The sequence below is a fragment of the Marinarcus sediminis (SeqCode) genome, from assembly GCF_048571275.1.
Taxonomy (GTDB): domain Bacteria; phylum Campylobacterota; class Campylobacteria; order Campylobacterales; family Arcobacteraceae; genus Marinarcus; species Marinarcus sediminis.
Genome location: NZ_CP182357.1, coordinates 369,422 through 386,097, shown reverse-complemented (window position 1 = coordinate 386,097; position 16,676 = coordinate 369,422). Strand labels below are relative to the sequence as shown.

The following is a 16,676-nucleotide window of genomic DNA, read 5'->3' as shown; positions in this document are numbered from 1 at the left end:
TTTGAGTCACAATAAAGTGAGCATAATATAATTATTTGTCTTAAGTAAGATTAAAATAACCATGAAATGATTTAAGTATTACTTCTACTTAGCGTTGAATTCTCTTTTAAAGATGTATCGGAAAATTTTGCGTTACGATTTTGAAAGGTTAAGATGGCTTTATTAACAATGACACCTTTGTCGATATTAATGGCTTGTCGAATGGTTTCATTTTTTTGCCACGCCTCTTTGCCTGCTAATACTGTGGACAGATATACAATTAATGCAGCGGAAATAGAACGTGTTGCACTCTCCCAAAGAAAACTGGGGGTGTGATCAACGGCATAATAATCGACACGGTTGTATTTAAACATGGGTTTTTCAAAAGTAGTGGGTTTTGCAAAAAAGAAGCCCATCCCTTCATCACAACTCACATCAATAATTAAACTGTCTGCTTTCAAACTTGAACGCTCCTCTTCAATGATAAAATCAGTCGGATTTGCCGTATCTTGTAGCACGCCATTGACAATAATATCTGATTGAGCGATAAGTTCTGAGAGTGGACTAATAGAGCCATCATGTTCTATTACAATCATCCGTGGCTGATTACTATTGCCTTCTTGAATTCTGACATAATGACAATCCAGAACCTCTTCTCTGACTTCATGGTCAGGGCGTTGTACACAAATGGTAATATCTCTAAAACCGTGTGCTTTTAGGGCATAAACCGCACCACGACTCACGGCTCCAAAACCAAAAATAATGGTTTTACGTTGGTTTCCATAGTGTCCATCAATCCCTTTAAGTTGTAAAGCATGTATGACTGCACAATAACCTGCCATCTCATTGTTTTTATAAAAAGTGTGTCGACCTGCTTGACCTTCGGGTGACCAAATAAACATATCTTCAAAGGCAATAAGGGTCTGTTTTCGTTTGATGGCAGCTTGGGTTATCTCTTTTTGTTGTACGCAATGCACATAACCCCAAAGTGTTCCACCCTCACGAAGTTCTTCTAAGTCAGATAAGATGGGTTTATTGATAATGACTGTACCAATATTGGCCAAAAGATTGTGTCTAGTATCAATGCCGCCTGTTATTGCTGCAAGCTCTTTATCGGACACACCAAAAGGTTCACCATAACCCTCTTCAAAGATGAGTTGTTTTCGTAAAGCCTCGGGTATTCGTAACAGATGGCTTGGGTGAATGGGACGCCTTCTTTCATCGGTTTTTTTTGACGTTCCAATAACGCCTATTTTTAATTTATACATGGTGTAATCTCCTTATGATTAAGTACATTATCTGCTCTTTCTTTTGTTCCAAAAACTGCGCTCACCTGAATAGTTTGTGCCTTCGTACACACTTTTTAAATCCGATACTGTGTATACGGCATTTTGGTCAAGAATATTAATTAACTCTATGAGTTTTGGAATATTACGTCTTCTTTCAACAATAAATAGAACTTCGACGGGTTTCTCTTCTCCCATATCTCCATCAACAGAGACAACTTTAAAGCCTTCTTCTCGAATTTTGTCGGCTAAAATATCACGATTAAATGAGATACATCGTATGAGTTCTTTGCCAATAGCAAAACGATTCTCAATCCACATTCCCACATAAATACCTGTAGCAAAACCCGCTGAATAGGCAAAGGCTAAATGCCATTGATCAAGGTTTTTAAACACTTGTCCAGCAGCTACTAACCAAATAATGATTTCAACAAAACCAATTAATGAAGCCATAACTTTGTATCCGCGGAATATAACAATGGTACGGAATGTTCCTAACGATACGTCGGCAACTCGGGCTAAAAAAATAAACAGCGCTAAGATGTAGGGGTATTCAACTATAAATTCAGCCATTTTTATCACTTATTTTATTTATCATATGATTTCCTTTTATACAGTTTTATGCATTTAGTTTTATGGAGGAAAGGTCAGTTTCCCAGATAGGTTGAATGAGTTACATTTTTTCTGTTTTAAATATTGAAGTGTTTTAAAATTAAAATTTTAAGGACAGAAATTCAAGGGATAGGATACTTGATTATAGGAGTAAGGGTCTTTTTCTCTAAGATTCGACTTTTTCTTTTTATAATCAATTCCAGATAGTGATTCCATTCTATCATAAAAATCCTCATATACCTAGGGCTTGGTGGTTTTGCAATTTTGTATGTGGATTGTTATGTATAAATAGATATAATTTTTTATGGAAAATATCGAAGAATTTTATAAAAGAACAACACTGCCTTTACCAAAAGATTTGAATAATGGGATTGGACATTTTAATGTATTCAGAAGAACAGGGTGCATTACTGTACCTTACAGCAGAAAAAACTATTTCAAAATTACCCTTTTAAAAGGGCCAAACAGAGTTCACTATGCGGATAAAACGCTTGAGAGCCAAAAATATGCTTTGTTGTTTTCGGATCCCTTGGTGCCTTACAGTTGGGACTCCATGGATGGAAAAAAAGATGGTTATTTTTGTATTTTTACCGAAGAGTTTTTTCATAATTTTGGCACAATCAGAAATTATCCTTTGTTTAAAATAGAAGGGAATAAACTTTTTTTATTGGATGAAAGTGCATTAAAAGAAGTGGAAAGAATATTTGAAAAGATGTTTGAAGAAAAAGAAACAGAATATGATTTCAAAGATGATATATTAAGAAACTTAACCATAGAGCTTATTCATTTGGCTATGAAAATGGAACCTGCTAAAAGCGTGCAAAATACCCCAACCGATAAAAAAACTAAAATAACCTCTCTCTTTACTGAGTTATTAAATCGACAATTTCCTATAAACTTGCCGCATGAAAGATTGGATTTAAAAGCACCCAGAGATTATGCCAAATCGCTTAATGTTCATACCAATCATCTCAACAGAACGTTAAAAGAGGTTACGGAAAAAACCACGAGAGAACTCATTGCATCAAGAGTTTTAGAAGAGGCAAAAATCTTACTTAAGCATACTAGCTGGAATGTCAATGAGATTGCTTACTCTTTAGGGTACGAAGATTCTGCTCACTTTATAAACTTTTTTAAAAAAAGGGTCAATCAAACTCCTTACTCTTATCGAACTTTACAAAATGTTTGATTTGAGCAATTTTTAGCTTGAAATTGGCATCAAAAATCTTTTTTTTGTTTGATATGATTGTATATACAAAATGAAATAAGGAATATACAATGATTACAAAAAAACAAATTTTTGTTATGTCCGCAACCGCAGGAATTAGTGTTGCAAATATCTATTATAATCAACCCATTTTAAATGATATAGCAAAAGATTTAAATGTGAGTCATCTGGCAGTAGGAAATTTGCCTACATTTTCTCAAGTAGGATATGGATTGGGACTATTTTTTGTAAGCCCTCTTGGCGATAAAATGAATCGGAAAAAATTAATGATAATTTTGCATGTTTTATTGGGGTTGTCTTTACTTGGACTCGCTTTTATCAACAATATTTTTGTGTTGTATCTTTTAAGTTTGATGACAGGGTTATTTGCTGTTTCCGCACAAGTGGTCATCCCAATGGGTGCAGCCATGAGTGGAAAAGAGAAGGGCAGAGTGGTTGGAACCATATTCAGCGGATTATTAACTGGAATTTTATTGGCAAGAACACTCAGTGGATATATAACGGAGTGGTTTGATAATTGGCATGTAATATTTGGTTTTTCTGCACTTTTAGTATTTGCAACGATAATTTTTATTTCAAAAACATTACCCAATATGGAATCCCACTTTTCAAACAGTTATTTTTCACTTTTAAAATCATCCATTTATCAGTTAAAAAGATTTTCACTGCTTAGAAGAAATACCTTATTGATTGCCATTTCATTTGGAATTTTTTGTTCTTTTTGGACAACGTTGACTTTTAAATTAAGTCAAGCCCCTTTTAATTATGACAGTGACATTATTGGACTGTTTGGAGTACTAGCCGTGGCAGGTGCTTTGTTGGCACCTTATATTGGAAGATTATCAGATACTATAAATGCCAATGGAATTAAGCTAATTTCAGGATTGATGATAATAATTAGTATAATTTTGATTAAAGTTTTTGATACAAATTTATATGCTTTTATTGTAGCAACTCTACTTTTAGATATAGGATTTCAAGCAATTCAAATCAATAATTTATCACAAATTTATGGCTTAGATGAAAAAGCACACAGTAGAATAAACACAGCATACATGTCATCAATGTTTGTAGGTGGTTCTATGGGTACATTTATTGGAGTACTGTGTTGGGAAAAAGGGGGTTGGAATTTCGTAACATTGCAGTTATTAACTCTGGCAGTTTTTTCTTTAGGGATAGTACTCTATTCTCATGTGAATAAAAATGCAGTGGCTGAGGATAATGAATAAAGCGTAGCAGTTTAGAATGGAGTATTATAGATTATCCATTCTAAACTTTTGCAACCTTTTTTGTGTCTTTTGAGCGATTAAATAAAGCCCCTGATTTTCAAATGAGAGTAACAGTTGTGTTTCTAATGCAGTGGCTTTTTTTAGAAACGTTTGTTTCTCTTCCTCATTTGTACTTTTTGAAGCTTTTATAACTGACTCCTCAATCTCATCAATCAAAGTTTGTTCAATGGGTTTTCCAAAGGTACTTTTTACAGGTGGTGGAGGCACATAACCTGGTTTGTTTTTCTCTTTTTCCCACTGTTTTATCTTAGCTTCCATAATGGATTCAAACATTTTTACTCCTTATAAATATATAACTAACCAGTTGGTTAATAAATGAGATAAAAAAAATTAAACTATATTAATACATAGTTTAAAATCATCTCTTTTATCTTATTGGCACTCTCTTCACAAAAGTCTACTTTGAACTCTTCATTTTTTTCACTTAATGCTGCTTCTTTCATTGTATAATAATAGTTTAAACTCCCAATAGTAGTTGCATGAATTAAGAAAGGGTCAATATCTCTAAATAGTTTTTGTTTGATGCCTTCTTTTAAAATAAGTTGCAAAATATAAATTATCTTAAAAAAATGTTTTTTTGCTTCATCTGAAAGGTTTTTTCCATTAAAAGCCAGTTCTTGCATCATGATTTTGGCTAAGTCTCTTTTTGTTGTGATGATAAAAATAATTGCATCTAAAAATGCTTCAAGCTGTTTTTTTGGATTGGCACTACTGTCTTTTGTTTTTTCAATCTCTTCTAAAATCAACTTTGACATATCCAATAAAATTTTTTCAAAAATAAAATTCTTATCTTTGAAGTGATAATAAATAGTCGCTTTATTTACTTCCGCTTTTATTGCCAAATCATCCACTCTAAGACCATCAAAACCATTTTTTGCAAACAAAGATATGGCTGTATTTAAGATAAGTTCTTTTGTCTGTTCTGCATTTCTTTTTTTCATCTCTATTCCTAACTAACTATTTAGTTAGTAAAATTATTCCATACTTTTTATTAAATTAAAATTATGTAATCCTATTTATAGTAATATGTTCTGTTTTAAAATAGACGAAAAGGATAGAAATGTTTATAATAAACTTAACTTATATAAAATCACTGGATGAGGTAGATACTCATCTTGAAGCACATGTAAAATATTTAAAAGAACAATATAAAGAAGGAAATTTTATAGCATCAGGAAGAAAGATACCAAGAGATGGTGGAGTGATACTCTCAAAACTTGATTCAAAAGAGAAGTTACAAGAAGTGCTTGCAAAAGACCCTTTTAAACTTGCAAATGTTGCAAATTATGAAATAATAGAATTTGTACCAAGTATGACATCAGACGAGTATGAAAATTTGAAAGAAAACTCTTAATATGAATAGTATTACTGTTTTAGGTAGTGGTTGGTTAGGTTTTCCCTTAGCCCAATTATTATCAAAAGAGTTTTCCATAAAATTATCTACAACTTCGTCTTCTAAATTTGAAAACTTAAAAGATGAAAATATCATACCATTTATTGTTGATATAAATAATTTAAATGGGGATATTGATAAGTTTTTATCTTCAGATATTTTGATTATAAATATTCCCTCAAAAAATATTGATGGATTTAAAGAGTTGATAAAACATATATTAAATTCAAATATCAAAAAAATTGTTTTTATCAGTTCAATTTCAGTTTTAAAAGATGAAACAACTCCTTTACTTGAAATAGAAAATCTGTTTAAAAAGACAAATCTTGAAATAACAATTTTAAGGTTTGCTGGACTTATAGGATATGGAAGAAATCCTGCAAAGTTTTTCCCAAACGGCAAAGTTGTAAAAGATGCAGATACACCTGTAAATATGATACATAGGGATGATTGTATCAATATAATACAAAAAGTAGTCAAGCAAGATATTTTTAATGAAACTTTTAATTGCGTTGCTCCTTCCCATCCCACAAAAAAAGAGTTTTATACCTATTGTGCAAAAGTATCAGGTTTACCTGTTCCAACTTTTGATTCAAGCAAAAATGAAAGCAATAAAAAAACAGTAAAGAGTGATTTGCTTGTATCAAAACTAAACTATACATTCATTCATGAGGATTTGATGAAAATAGTATTTTAAGTATGATCATCGATAAAATGAGGAATGAAATGTCAAATTTTGTATCAAAGTTAATGATAAAAATGGTTTTAATACACTTCTGTAATTTGACATTATGGGCGTAATATCTTACAATGCCAAAAAAGTTTAAAAGGAAAGTAATGAGTCAATTACCAAATTGCCCAAAATGTGGAAGTGAGTATACATACGAAGATGGGAGTCTATTAATTTGTCCAGAGTGTGCACATGAATGGTCACAAGATGCAGCAGAAGCTGAAAGTGAAAGCTTCGTAGTCAAAGATGCGAACGGTACAATTTTAAGCGATGGTGATGATGTTACGGTAATAAAAGATTTAAAAGTCAAAGGAAGTTCATCGGGGATTAAAGTTGGTACTAAAATTAAAGGTATTCGACTTGTTGATGGAAACGATGGTCATAACATAGATTGTAAAGTCACTGGTGTTGGTGCCATTAAACTCAAACAAGAGTTTGTTAAAAAATCATAGGATTGAGTTTTAAATTAACCTATGTGGATGACAAATCTTTTTTATTGGATTAATGTTTCAAAATATTTTGCAAAGGAAATATTTTGAAACAAATCCTCAAAGCGCATTTTTTAGTTCTGATTGCCACGTTTTTAGTTGCTGGTTCATTTATCGTTTCACAAAAACTCTCAGGTATCATTGATCCTATCTCATTAACTCTTTTGCGTTTTGTTTTGGCATCATTTTTTTTAGCGCCAATCATATTTTTAAATAAAAAATATCGAGATAACATAGCAACAACTCTGCCCAGAGCCATGATAATTAGCCTATTTTACTCTTTATATTTTATTGGACTGTTCAAAGCCTTAGAGACAACCACGGCATTAAATACTGGAACGCTTTTTACACTGGTACCTCTTTTTACCGCCCTTGTTTGTCTGTTTATTTTTAAAGATAAAATGAGTATGAGACAGTTTGTTATTTATTTGATTGGAATGTTTGGAACGGGCATGGTTGTTTTTAAAGGGGATTTGAACCTCTTTTTAAATTTTTCATTAAATCAAGGGGATACTATCTTTTTATTTGCCATTATTGCCATGGTATTTTACTCTGTCTCCATGAAGTTTTTACATCGAAAAACGGATGAACTCTTGGTGTTGGTTTTTTGTACATTAGTAGGTGGTTGTATTTGGATGTTTTTATCGTTATTGAGTTTTGACATTCCCTTGCAATGGGGGAAAATTCAAGGTGATTTAATCTTTTATATGCTCTATTTAACCATTGGAGCAACACTGTTTACTGTCTATTTGTACCAACAAGCCGCCATTGGTATTGGACCTAAAAAACTCATGGCATATGTCTATTTAAATCCAGTAGCCATTGCCTTTTTGCTTTTTATTTTTGAACATCAAGCCATTGTTTTTAAAGTATCAGTGGGAATTGTTATTTCAACAATCACCACTTTTTTACTCTTAATTTGAGTTTTTAAAAACTCAAAAAAGCCGTGAAAGTGAAGACTTTCTAGGCTTTAGTGAATCTATTTTTTCCCAAAACTTGTGTAGATGTATTCTGCCATTTTATCGGGATTGACTTTCATCCCTTTATTTTCAATGACACCCAAATTGTACTCCATAATGTCATGTCCGCTTCCTGAAGATTGGTACCCACCACTTTCAAGTTCATAAATATCTACAGATAACTCTTCTTTTGTTTTTCCAATAAGTGAAGGCCCTTTTTTTGCAGGATTTCCTTCTGCATATTGTCCATGACATTTTTGACACATGGCGGTGTATATTTCCCCTTGAGTATACTCATCCGCATTTGCACAAACACTCAATCCGCAAGCAATAACTGCACCTGCTAATAATTTAATTGTTTTCATTGTTTCTCCTTTTATTTAAGTTTATTCTCTTCATTTTTTATTTTGACCGTTACAATAACAGCACCGCGTACTTGTCCACTTTTAAAACCAAAAGCTTTGTCAGAAGGGTATTTTTCTTCAAATAGAGTTTGAATTTTTGGGTCAAGGTTGCTTTTATTCCCATGACACACTTTACACGTTTTACTTGCCATCATTGCAGGAAAATAGACTTTGTAAGTGTTATAATCTGCAACTTGTACAATGCCATTTGGCATATACGCATCCGATTCTTCAAGAAGATCAAATGCTTTTAAAATATCTATTTCGTCTCTTTGTGGAGATGATTTTGGATTTCTGTTAAAAAGACTCACTCTTTTTATGGAAATATTCTCTCCGAGTTCTTCGTTTAACTCCTTTATTTTTGTATAAGATTCATCGGCACAAAATTTTGCCGCAGCAAGCGCACCCTCATGCCGAAATTTTGCTTTAACAATAGAACTTAAAGTAGTATGTAATTTATGTGCAGCGTGTTTTGCTTCTTGTAGTGCAACATCTTTTGGGACAATTGCCTTTTCATTGGCAAAAAGCATCAGACATAAACTGCATATGATTAAACTTTTTTTCATCTCTCCTCCTAGTAAATTTTTATTCGTCTAAATTAAACAGTTTCGTACCCATATAGTATAAAAATAGACAAAGCCCCAATCCCCCAAGAGATATCATAACTTCCGTAACTGAAGGGAAATATTCTATCCATGTTGGTACAAGCTGATATTCGCTTGTTTTTAACATTTGTAAAGGTTTGAGTTGGGTGTCATGTACCAAGTTGTATCTCATGAAAAAGATACCTACCATTCCAATAAGAGAGCCCCAAAACATTCCAACAATATTTTTCCCTGCACTTTTTAGAATGATAAACAAAGGTATGACCATCGCAAAAAATACTTCAGCCCAAAAGGTTGCGCTTGAAAAAATATGGCGCGTAACTTCTGCTCGATTTGGCATGCCACCATAAACATCGGTGAGCATTTTCCATGTAACAAAAAACATCAATATGGCAATCAAAAGCCCTTGTATTTTTGCTAAATTTGTAAGCAATAACGTTGCTTTTTCATCAAATTTAAGTCTGTATTTAAAGCCATACATGATAAATGAAAGAAAAATACCCGTAATAAAAGCCGTTAAGATAAAATACATCGGATAAAATACCCCATTTGATATGGTTCTGGCATTTAGAAATCCAAATACTCCACCTAAGTTAGAATGCGCTGCTAACCCTACAAGAAGACCCGTAAGCCCAAATATTTTTGCCATTTTCATGTCGTGTTTGAGTAAAAATACAAACTCTATGATCATAAAAGTCATGTACAATCCATACAGTGTTCCCATCCACCAAATTGCACTGGTAAATCCCGGTGTTAAAATGTTGTATATCACCATCGTTATTGGGTGTCCAATTTCAAAAGCAATAACAGCAAAACCAGAAACAATGGTTATAATTGAGCCAAAAATAGCACGTTTTGATATCATCATGTAATCTTTAAATCCAAATACATCGCCTAGTGAACCGACAATGCAAAGTCCTGTTGAACTCACCACAAAAAAGATATAGACCGCAATTAAAAGCCCCCAAGGGTGCTCTTTGGTCACATTATACGCATGATGTCCATGCAAAATGTAAGTGGTAATGCCTACAGCAAACAGAACTAAAAACAGTAAGGTCACGCCTGCAATAAGCAGATTAATTGGAGTTTTTTCAAACGATACAATATCACTCAGCGTGACTTTTTTTATTGGAATGGTTGTAATAAATTCTTTAATACGCATAATAATCCCTTAAATCAGATAAAACAGTTTTGGTTTTGTGCCGAGATTCGATTTTAAAGTAAAGTGTTCTCTGTTTTGAAGCACTTGACTGATTTCGCTGTTTGGATCATCTAAGTCACCAAAAATTCTCACTTTTGTCGGACAGGTATTTTGACATGCCGTTGTGGTTTCTCCCCTGGCAAGTCGGGTATCGGTACAGAAAGTACACTTATCAACTGTATTTGTTCTGTCGTCCACATATCTTGCATCGTAAGGACAGGCATTCATGCAATAACTGCATAAAATACATTTATCAGCATCTACTCTGACTTGTCCATCTTTATCATAATAGGTCGCATTGGTTGGGCAAACTTCTTGACACGGTGCTTCATCACAATGCTGACATTGGCTGGGGTAAAAAGTATTTGAAGCAATACTCAAATTGGGATACTCTCCTTCAATCTCTTTCATTCCTACCCATATTCTGTGATTATCAGCACCCAATAACACACCATTTTCTTCTTTACATGCCGTTTCACAGGCTTTACAATTTATACAGTTTTTATAGTCTAAAACCATTCCGTATCTTGCCATTGTTAAACCTTTCTTATTTCTACGTTGGTTTCATGCATGGCAGCTGCACCATAGACAGGCTCCATGAAATCTTCAATGATGGCATTATCATTTCCACCATTTTTATATGCCCAACTTAACTCTGAACTCTCTTGCCCAAACCCATGTATAAAAAAGAGATTATCAGGAGCAATTTTTTCTGTGGGATAAGCTCTTAAGGAAGTTTTTCCAATTTTTGAGCTCACTTCAATGATGTCCCCAAAAGCAATATTTTTTTCTGTTGCCACATGTTTGTTTATCCAAAGATAGTTTTGATACATTAAATCTTTGAGCATGGCATTATTGGCTGTACCTGTTTGTGTATATTGAGCATGTCTTCCCGTCATGAGTCTGAATTGATTTTTAGGGATGCTATACATATACTCATCTCTCCACATTGGCATAGGATCAATGCCTTTTTTGGTAAATGATTCTATATTGCACTCCACTTTTTTTGAAGGAGTCACAGGTTTCCCGCCATTAACACTGTAGCTTTTGGCAGCTTCAGGATAGTATTCAAACTCATTTTCAGATAACTGTTTGAAATATTCATCCATTTTGGGATAATAGACCCCCTGTGTTTTTAATTTTTCTGCTGCATCAGGATAGTCGCTTACTGAGTGTTCATTGATTTGCTCTTGAGAAAACATAAAAGGTTTGGCTAAATCAAACTCTTCATAGACCTCTTCTTCGCTTGAAGATGCAATTTCACTTTGAACCTCTTCATCATATTTTTTTGTAATTTCAAAAAGAGGTTTGGATATTTTATTGGTCAACGCTCGCATAATTTCAATAACAGGTTTACTCTCATACATAGGGTTGATTACTTTATTTCGTTGCGCAATAGCAGGTTCAACACCGCCAAATGTTTTTACAGGATCGGTTCTTTCAAGATAGGTACACTCAGGCAAGACAACATCTGCATACATAACTGTATCACTTGGCATAGTATCTATGCAGACAACCAACTCCATTTTTTTGAGCATTTGAGCTGTTTTTACTGTGTTGGGCATATTCATCATGGGATTGTGTTTATAACAAAACATCCCACGAACTTTATACGGTTGGGTTCCTTCTAAGAAGTTGTTTCTCCAACTTATCCAAGAACCTCCGCCACTGACAATGGCACAGCTGTCATAACCGATGTGTTGATTGTTCATGACGACTGCTCTTGATTTGGCGTTATCGTACATGGGAATAATCTCTTCATGATTTTTGAGTTTAAATTGTTTCCCAAAAACGAGACCTCCTTTGCAATCAATTCCTCCTCCTAAGGCTTGGAAGATGGCCATTGCACGTCTGAGTTGAAAATCATTTTTAGCAAAGGTACTTCGTCGTCCTGGGTAGTAGATGGCTTTGGGTGCATTTGCCATAAACTCTCTTGCAATTTCATATATCTCTTTGGCTTTTATGCCCGTAATTTTTTCTGCCCATTCTGGCGTATAGTTCTCTTTTAAAATCATTGCATTGTACTCTTCAAAGCCATTGAAGTTTTCAGCCACATAGGTTTTGTTGTATAACTCTTCTTTTAATGTAACATAAGTCAAAGCCAAAACAAATGCCAAATCTGTTCCAGGTTTTATGGCCAACCATTTATCCGATTTTGCTGCTGTGTTTGTAAATCTAGGATCAACACAAATGAGTTTTGCACTGTTTTTTTTGGCTTTAACTTTTTTAACAAAATCCATGGTATCTGGAGTCACAAAAGCTTCCGCTCGATTTGCCCCCGCCATGATAATGTATTGGGCATTTTCAAGGTCAGCTTGTGGGTATGTTCCAAGTGTTACTCCATAAGCCGATGCCACTGTTTGCAAACAAATAGAAGAGTGATTGAGCCAATTTGATGAACCAAAACCATCATAAAAGGTTTTAAAGGTGTGTTCTGCCATTCCTTCACCGGCACAAAACATAAAACTGGAACGATTGTCTTGCTCTTCATCTAAAATTTTTACCGTTTTTTCTTTGATATATTCAAACGCTTCATCCCACGTGACTCGTTTGAATTTACCTTCGCCTTTCTCTCCTACTCTGATCATGGGGTATTTAAGTCTGTCTGGGTCATACAAGGCTTGTATTCCTGCATTTCCTCTGGCACACAGCATATTGCGGGATTTAGGGAAAAGTGGATTGGGATCAAGTTTGGTAATAATATTGTTTTCGACTCTGGCAATTAAAGCACATTTGTTTACACACATTTCACAAAGTGTAGGTACTGTTTGTGCTTGAGTTGTGCTTGTTTTTGTAGTGATTTTTATTTCGCCTTTTTTCTCTTCATTTGAAAAAAGGTTGGTTGAGGCCATTCCACCAATGACACTCAGTGCGATACTCCCTTGGAGAAACTTTCTACGGGAAACTTCTGTGTTCATGAACATCCTTTTACATTAATAACACACTAAAAGTTATCTGATAATTTAATAATTACTTATATTAAATCATTAGATAAATTAATAATGACAGTTGATTATTTATATAATATTTAATAATGATTTAACGACACTATAAAAAAGTAAAAACCTTTTTTTATAGGTGAAGTAACAGTTCCAATAATACAAGAGCACACCTTAACTCAAAATAAATAAATAGTCTTTAATATCGGTAAAATGGGACTTATAAAAGATATTAATTGTATTCATTTATGGCAACTTTAAGTATTTTTTAGAGATACTACAAAAAATAATAAGTTTATATATTAGAAAAATATTAAATTTATAGAGTAAATTTATTTTATTAATTAAATAAATTATTTTTTGAAATTTTTGCGTATATTGAGTTTTTAAAACTGTTATTTAAATCATTTCTTAAAAGTGCTAAACGCAGAAAATAATTTGATGAAGGAGAAACATGAATCCTTTTTTATATCAGAATTCGTGTTGTGATGAAAATTTTTGCTTCAGAGATGAAGAGTTGGAACACTTAGAACAGATGATTTCAAATCATTTGAATGTGCTTTTATATTCAAAACGAAAAGTGGGAAAAACCTCTTTAATAAAAGTTTTTTTTGCCGATAAAATTGATAAAAAACACTATATTCCAATTTATATTGATTTGTTTGACATCAACAATGCGATTGATTTTATTAAGGTATTTTATAAGCAGATTGCGTTTAATATGCCTTGCAATTACAAGAGTGTGCTTAAAGAGCTTAAAGCGCTTTTTAACCGAGTCACGTTTTCTGCAACCATTAAAGATGACGGCGACATTGAGTTTATCCCAACACTAAACTCGTATAATTTTGAAGAGTTGATGTCAGATATTTATCGAGGTCTTGAAAAGCTTTCAGAAAATTATGGCAAAAAAGTTGTGATTGCTTTTGATGAATTTCAACAAATTATGCCCATTAAAGATACAAAAATTGCCTTTATTTTGCATGAATTTATGGAGAAGTATCCTGAGGTGAATTACATCTTTACTGGCTTAAAAAGACATCTTTTAACAGACCTGTTTTCTAAAAAGAAATCTCCTTTGTATGACACAGTAAAGCAGATGGAAATTAAAGCCATTCCTTTGGAACAATTTTATGCCTTTGTGGACAAAAAATTCGAGGGAAGACTTGATTTAGAGCAGTTTGAGTATTTATATGCCAAAACCGATGGAGAGACCAAACTCATACAAGAGTTTTGTTATCATCTTTATTATAAAGGGGAACAAAACATCAATCAAAAAATTACCAAAGAGGACATTGATGAAGTGTGCCAACAGCTTTTTGAGAGTAAAAGTGGTTATTTTAAAATGCTTTTGGATCGTTTAAGCATACCCAAAAAAGTAGCACTGAAAGCCATTATTATTACGGATGGTATTGAACTTTATACCAAAGAGACGCTTTTTAAACTCCAAATGACGAAATCTTCTTTAAATACTGCCATACGTAATCTCTATAAAGATGAAATCATTGATAAAGAGGATAATCGATACTATATTACCAATCGCTGTTTTGAACTTTGGTGCAGAAAAAAGTTTTTATAACAAGTTTCCTTAAGTTTGTAATGATTTTTTTAAAAATGCAATGAAGGTGTTAAAGAGCAAGCTTTTTGATTTGTCTTTGTGATAAATCAAAGAGAAGGCGCGTTTGAACTCTATATTAATGAGTTTTATTTCAAAAAGGGTTTGAGCTTTCAGCTCTTTTTCTACTGCTACTCTTGAAATGGCACTGATGGTATTGGGATTTTTTAACAAGATGGATTTAATCTCTTGAAAACTGTGTAACTCCATAAAAATATCTAACTCTTTTGCCATATCACCCAAACGATCTATGAAAATTTCCCGTGTTCCAGAACCCACTTCTCGTAAAATCCACTTTTTTTCTATGGTATCAATAAAAAGCTTTCGAGGAGAGTTTTTATCACTGGTTACGATTATGAGTTCATCATCACATAAGTGCTCTTTTATGATATTTGAGTGCGATAAATTGGTCTCTATTAAGCCAATATCCAATTTAGAATTGACAATTTGTTCAATAATTTGAGTGGAATTAATGGAGTTAATATCAAAAGAGACCTCTTTGTGTGTTGCTAAAAAGTTAAAATAGATATCGGGCATGAGGTAGTTTGAAATGGTTTTACTTGCAGCAATATTGAGTCTACCTGCAAGTTGATTGGTTTGAAAAAGTGTTTGGGCATCTTTAAGTGCTACATAGTGTGCATAGGTTTGTTCTTTAAAAAAACGACCTCGTTCATTGAGTACCAGTTTTTTACCCACTCTGTCAAATAGGCTTTCTCCCAGTTTCTGCTCCAAAGATTTAATCGCCAATGAGATAGCAGATTGGCTGATATTAAGCTCTTTTGCCACTTGAGTAACTTGCGGATTTTCGCTTAAGCAGTAGAAAAAATTTAACTCTTTGAGTGTCATGCCTTTCCTTATTAAAAATATATATTATTATATTATATTTAATATATTTTACAAATTAAATTACACCTGCTATAGTTTCAACATAAAGAAAGGATTTAAGATGAAACACAACGCAAAAGGTCTATTTTTTGTAATGGTATTTGCATTTGCAGCCACTGCTATTTCAGATATTTCTTGGTTTAAAAATTTGGCAATCAGCCCTTTGATCATTGGAATTGTATTGGGAATGGTGTATGCGAATACGGTTAAAAAGCGAGTATCCCATGTTTTTGAAGCGGGAATTCATTTCTCAACGAAAACCATTTTACGTTTGGGAATCATATTTTACGGCTTCAGATTGACCTTTCAAAATATTCAAGATGTGGGTATTGCAGGGGTATTGATTGCATTTATTGTAGTAGCAACGACTTTTGTTTTGGGTTATTTTATTGGAATCAAAGTGTTAAAACTGGACAGAGAAACCACCATATTAACCAGTGCAGGAAGTGCTATTTGTGGAGCAGCTGCTGTATTAGCAACAGAATCTGTGCTTAAATCTCAAGCGCATAAAAGTGCCATTGCTGTTTCTACTGTGGTTGTGTTTGGAACGGTATCTATGTTTTTGTATCCGTTTTTATATAAAATGGGGATTTTTGTTTTAAATGAAAATGCAATGGGTGTTTATATTGGAGCAACTTTGCATGAAGTGGCGCATGTTGTTGGCGCATCTACGGCTTTAGGGCAAACGGTTGCGCAAAATGCAGTTATTGTTAAAATGATACGGGTGATGATGTTGGCACCTTTTTTGTTGGTCTTATCTTTTTGGATGATAAAAAGTACTCTGCACACCAATACCACAAAACAAAAAATCACCATTCCATGGTTTGCTGTTTTTTTTATTGTGGTTGTGGGTTTTAACTCTTTTGATTTTGTGCCCGTTTTTTGGTTGGATATCATCAATGAAACAGATACCTTTTTATTGACCATGGCCATGAGTGCTTTAGGAATGCAAACGAGTTACGATAAGTTTCAACAAGTTGGAGCAAAACCCGTTTATTTGGCTTCGATACTGTTTGTTTGGCTCATCGTTGGAGGCTACTTTTTAGTGAAACTCTTTTTAAGTTAA

The 16,676-nt window shown here is 33.4% G+C and carries 18 protein-coding genes; 8 read left to right on the top strand and 10 right to left on the bottom strand.

What is annotated here, in order from left to right:
- Positions 1–71: 71 nt before the first annotated feature.
- Together ACNI3C_RS01890 and ACNI3C_RS01885 are read right to left on the bottom strand one after the other, a co-directional pair.
- On the bottom strand, positions 72–1,247 hold the full coding sequence (locus ACNI3C_RS01890) for a N(5)-(carboxyethyl)ornithine synthase (RefSeq protein WP_419770566.1): 1,176 nt from the start codon (positions 1,245–1,247) through the stop codon (positions 72–74).
- Between the two features lie 27 nt (positions 1,248–1,274).
- Complete coding sequence (locus ACNI3C_RS01885; protein ID WP_419770565.1) at positions 1,275–1,838, bottom strand: DUF2179 domain-containing protein; 564 nt, start codon at positions 1,836–1,838, stop codon at positions 1,275–1,277.
- Between the two features lie 343 nt (positions 1,839–2,181).
- On the opposite strand from ACNI3C_RS01885, the gene ACNI3C_RS01880 reads away from it, so the two are divergent.
- Positions 2,182–3,066: a helix-turn-helix domain-containing protein gene (locus ACNI3C_RS01880; protein ID WP_419770564.1), complete on the top strand. Its 885-nt coding sequence runs from the start codon at positions 2,182–2,184 to the stop codon at positions 3,064–3,066.
- An 89-nt stretch (positions 3,067–3,155) separates the two neighbouring features.
- On the top strand, positions 3,156–4,334 hold the full coding sequence (locus tag ACNI3C_RS01875) for an MFS transporter (RefSeq protein WP_419770563.1): 1,179 nt from the start codon (positions 3,156–3,158) through the stop codon (positions 4,332–4,334).
- Positions 4,335–4,358: 24 nt separating this feature from the next.
- Here the strand turns inward: ACNI3C_RS01875 and ACNI3C_RS01870 are convergent, their stop codons facing one another.
- Positions 4,359–4,667, bottom strand: coding sequence for a hypothetical protein (locus ACNI3C_RS01870; RefSeq protein ID WP_419770562.1), 309 nt, complete (start codon positions 4,665–4,667; stop codon positions 4,359–4,361).
- A 62-nt stretch (positions 4,668–4,729) separates the two neighbouring features.
- On the bottom strand, positions 4,730–5,335 hold the full coding sequence (locus ACNI3C_RS01865) for a TetR/AcrR family transcriptional regulator (protein ID WP_419770561.1): 606 nt from the start codon (positions 5,333–5,335) through the stop codon (positions 4,730–4,732).
- A 119-nt stretch (positions 5,336–5,454) separates the two neighbouring features.
- Between ACNI3C_RS01865 and ACNI3C_RS01860 the strand changes: the two genes are divergently transcribed.
- The 4 genes from ACNI3C_RS01860 to ACNI3C_RS01845 all read left to right on the top strand — a co-directional run bounded on the left by ACNI3C_RS01860 (position 5,455) and on the right by ACNI3C_RS01845 (position 7,928).
- Positions 5,455–5,748: a YciI family protein gene (locus ACNI3C_RS01860; RefSeq protein WP_419770560.1), complete on the top strand. Its 294-nt coding sequence runs from the start codon at positions 5,455–5,457 to the stop codon at positions 5,746–5,748.
- Between the two features lies 1 nt (position 5,749).
- Positions 5,750–6,484, top strand: a complete 735-nt coding sequence (locus ACNI3C_RS01855; RefSeq protein ID WP_419770559.1) for a Rossmann-fold NAD(P)-binding domain-containing protein — start codon at positions 5,750–5,752, stop codon at positions 6,482–6,484.
- 140 nt (positions 6,485–6,624) lie between these two features.
- On the top strand, positions 6,625–6,969 hold the full coding sequence (locus ACNI3C_RS01850; protein WP_419770558.1) for a zinc ribbon domain-containing protein YjdM: 345 nt from the start codon (positions 6,625–6,627) through the stop codon (positions 6,967–6,969).
- Positions 6,970–7,052: 83 nt separating this feature from the next.
- Positions 7,053–7,928 (top strand): DMT family transporter, encoded by an 876-nt coding sequence (locus ACNI3C_RS01845; protein ID WP_419770557.1) that lies wholly within the window; start codon positions 7,053–7,055, stop codon positions 7,926–7,928.
- Positions 7,929–7,984: 56 nt separating this feature from the next.
- On the opposite strand, the gene ACNI3C_RS01840 is transcribed toward ACNI3C_RS01845, so the two are convergent.
- Genes ACNI3C_RS01840 through ACNI3C_RS01820 form a run of 5 tightly spaced genes read right to left on the bottom strand, consistent with a single transcriptional unit; the run spans position 7,985 to position 13,092 of the window.
- Positions 7,985–8,329: a c-type cytochrome gene (locus ACNI3C_RS01840; protein WP_419770556.1), complete on the bottom strand. Its 345-nt coding sequence runs from the start codon at positions 8,327–8,329 to the stop codon at positions 7,985–7,987.
- Between the two features lie 11 nt (positions 8,330–8,340).
- On the bottom strand, positions 8,341–8,934 hold the full coding sequence (locus ACNI3C_RS01835; protein ID WP_419770555.1) for a Tll0287-like domain-containing protein: 594 nt from the start codon (positions 8,932–8,934) through the stop codon (positions 8,341–8,343).
- A gap of 19 nt (positions 8,935–8,953) precedes the next feature.
- Complete coding sequence (gene nrfD, locus ACNI3C_RS01830; RefSeq protein WP_419770554.1) at positions 8,954–10,135, bottom strand: NrfD/PsrC family molybdoenzyme membrane anchor subunit; 1,182 nt, start codon at positions 10,133–10,135, stop codon at positions 8,954–8,956.
- 9 nt (positions 10,136–10,144) lie between these two features.
- Complete coding sequence (locus ACNI3C_RS01825; RefSeq protein WP_419770553.1) at positions 10,145–10,708, bottom strand: 4Fe-4S dicluster domain-containing protein; 564 nt, start codon at positions 10,706–10,708, stop codon at positions 10,145–10,147.
- 2 nt (positions 10,709–10,710) lie between these two features.
- On the bottom strand, positions 10,711–13,092 hold the full coding sequence (locus tag ACNI3C_RS01820) for a molybdopterin-dependent oxidoreductase (RefSeq protein ID WP_419770552.1): 2,382 nt from the start codon (positions 13,090–13,092) through the stop codon (positions 10,711–10,713).
- Positions 13,093–13,567: 475 nt separating this feature from the next.
- On the opposite strand from ACNI3C_RS01820, the gene ACNI3C_RS01815 reads away from it, so the two are divergent.
- Positions 13,568–14,689: an AAA family ATPase gene (locus ACNI3C_RS01815; RefSeq protein WP_419770551.1), complete on the top strand. Its 1,122-nt coding sequence runs from the start codon at positions 13,568–13,570 to the stop codon at positions 14,687–14,689.
- Between the two features lie 9 nt (positions 14,690–14,698).
- On the opposite strand, the gene ACNI3C_RS01810 is transcribed toward ACNI3C_RS01815, so the two are convergent.
- Entirely contained in the window at positions 14,699–15,571 is an 873-nt protein-coding gene (locus ACNI3C_RS01810; protein ID WP_419770550.1) for a LysR family transcriptional regulator, read from the bottom strand.
- Between the two features lie 100 nt (positions 15,572–15,671).
- Here ACNI3C_RS01810 and ACNI3C_RS01805 point away from each other — a divergent pair, with 100 nt between their 5' ends.
- The gene (locus tag ACNI3C_RS01805; RefSeq protein WP_419770549.1) at positions 15,672–16,676 is read left to right on the top strand and encodes a YeiH family protein; all 1,005 of its coding nucleotides are present in this window, start codon (positions 15,672–15,674) and stop codon (positions 16,674–16,676) included.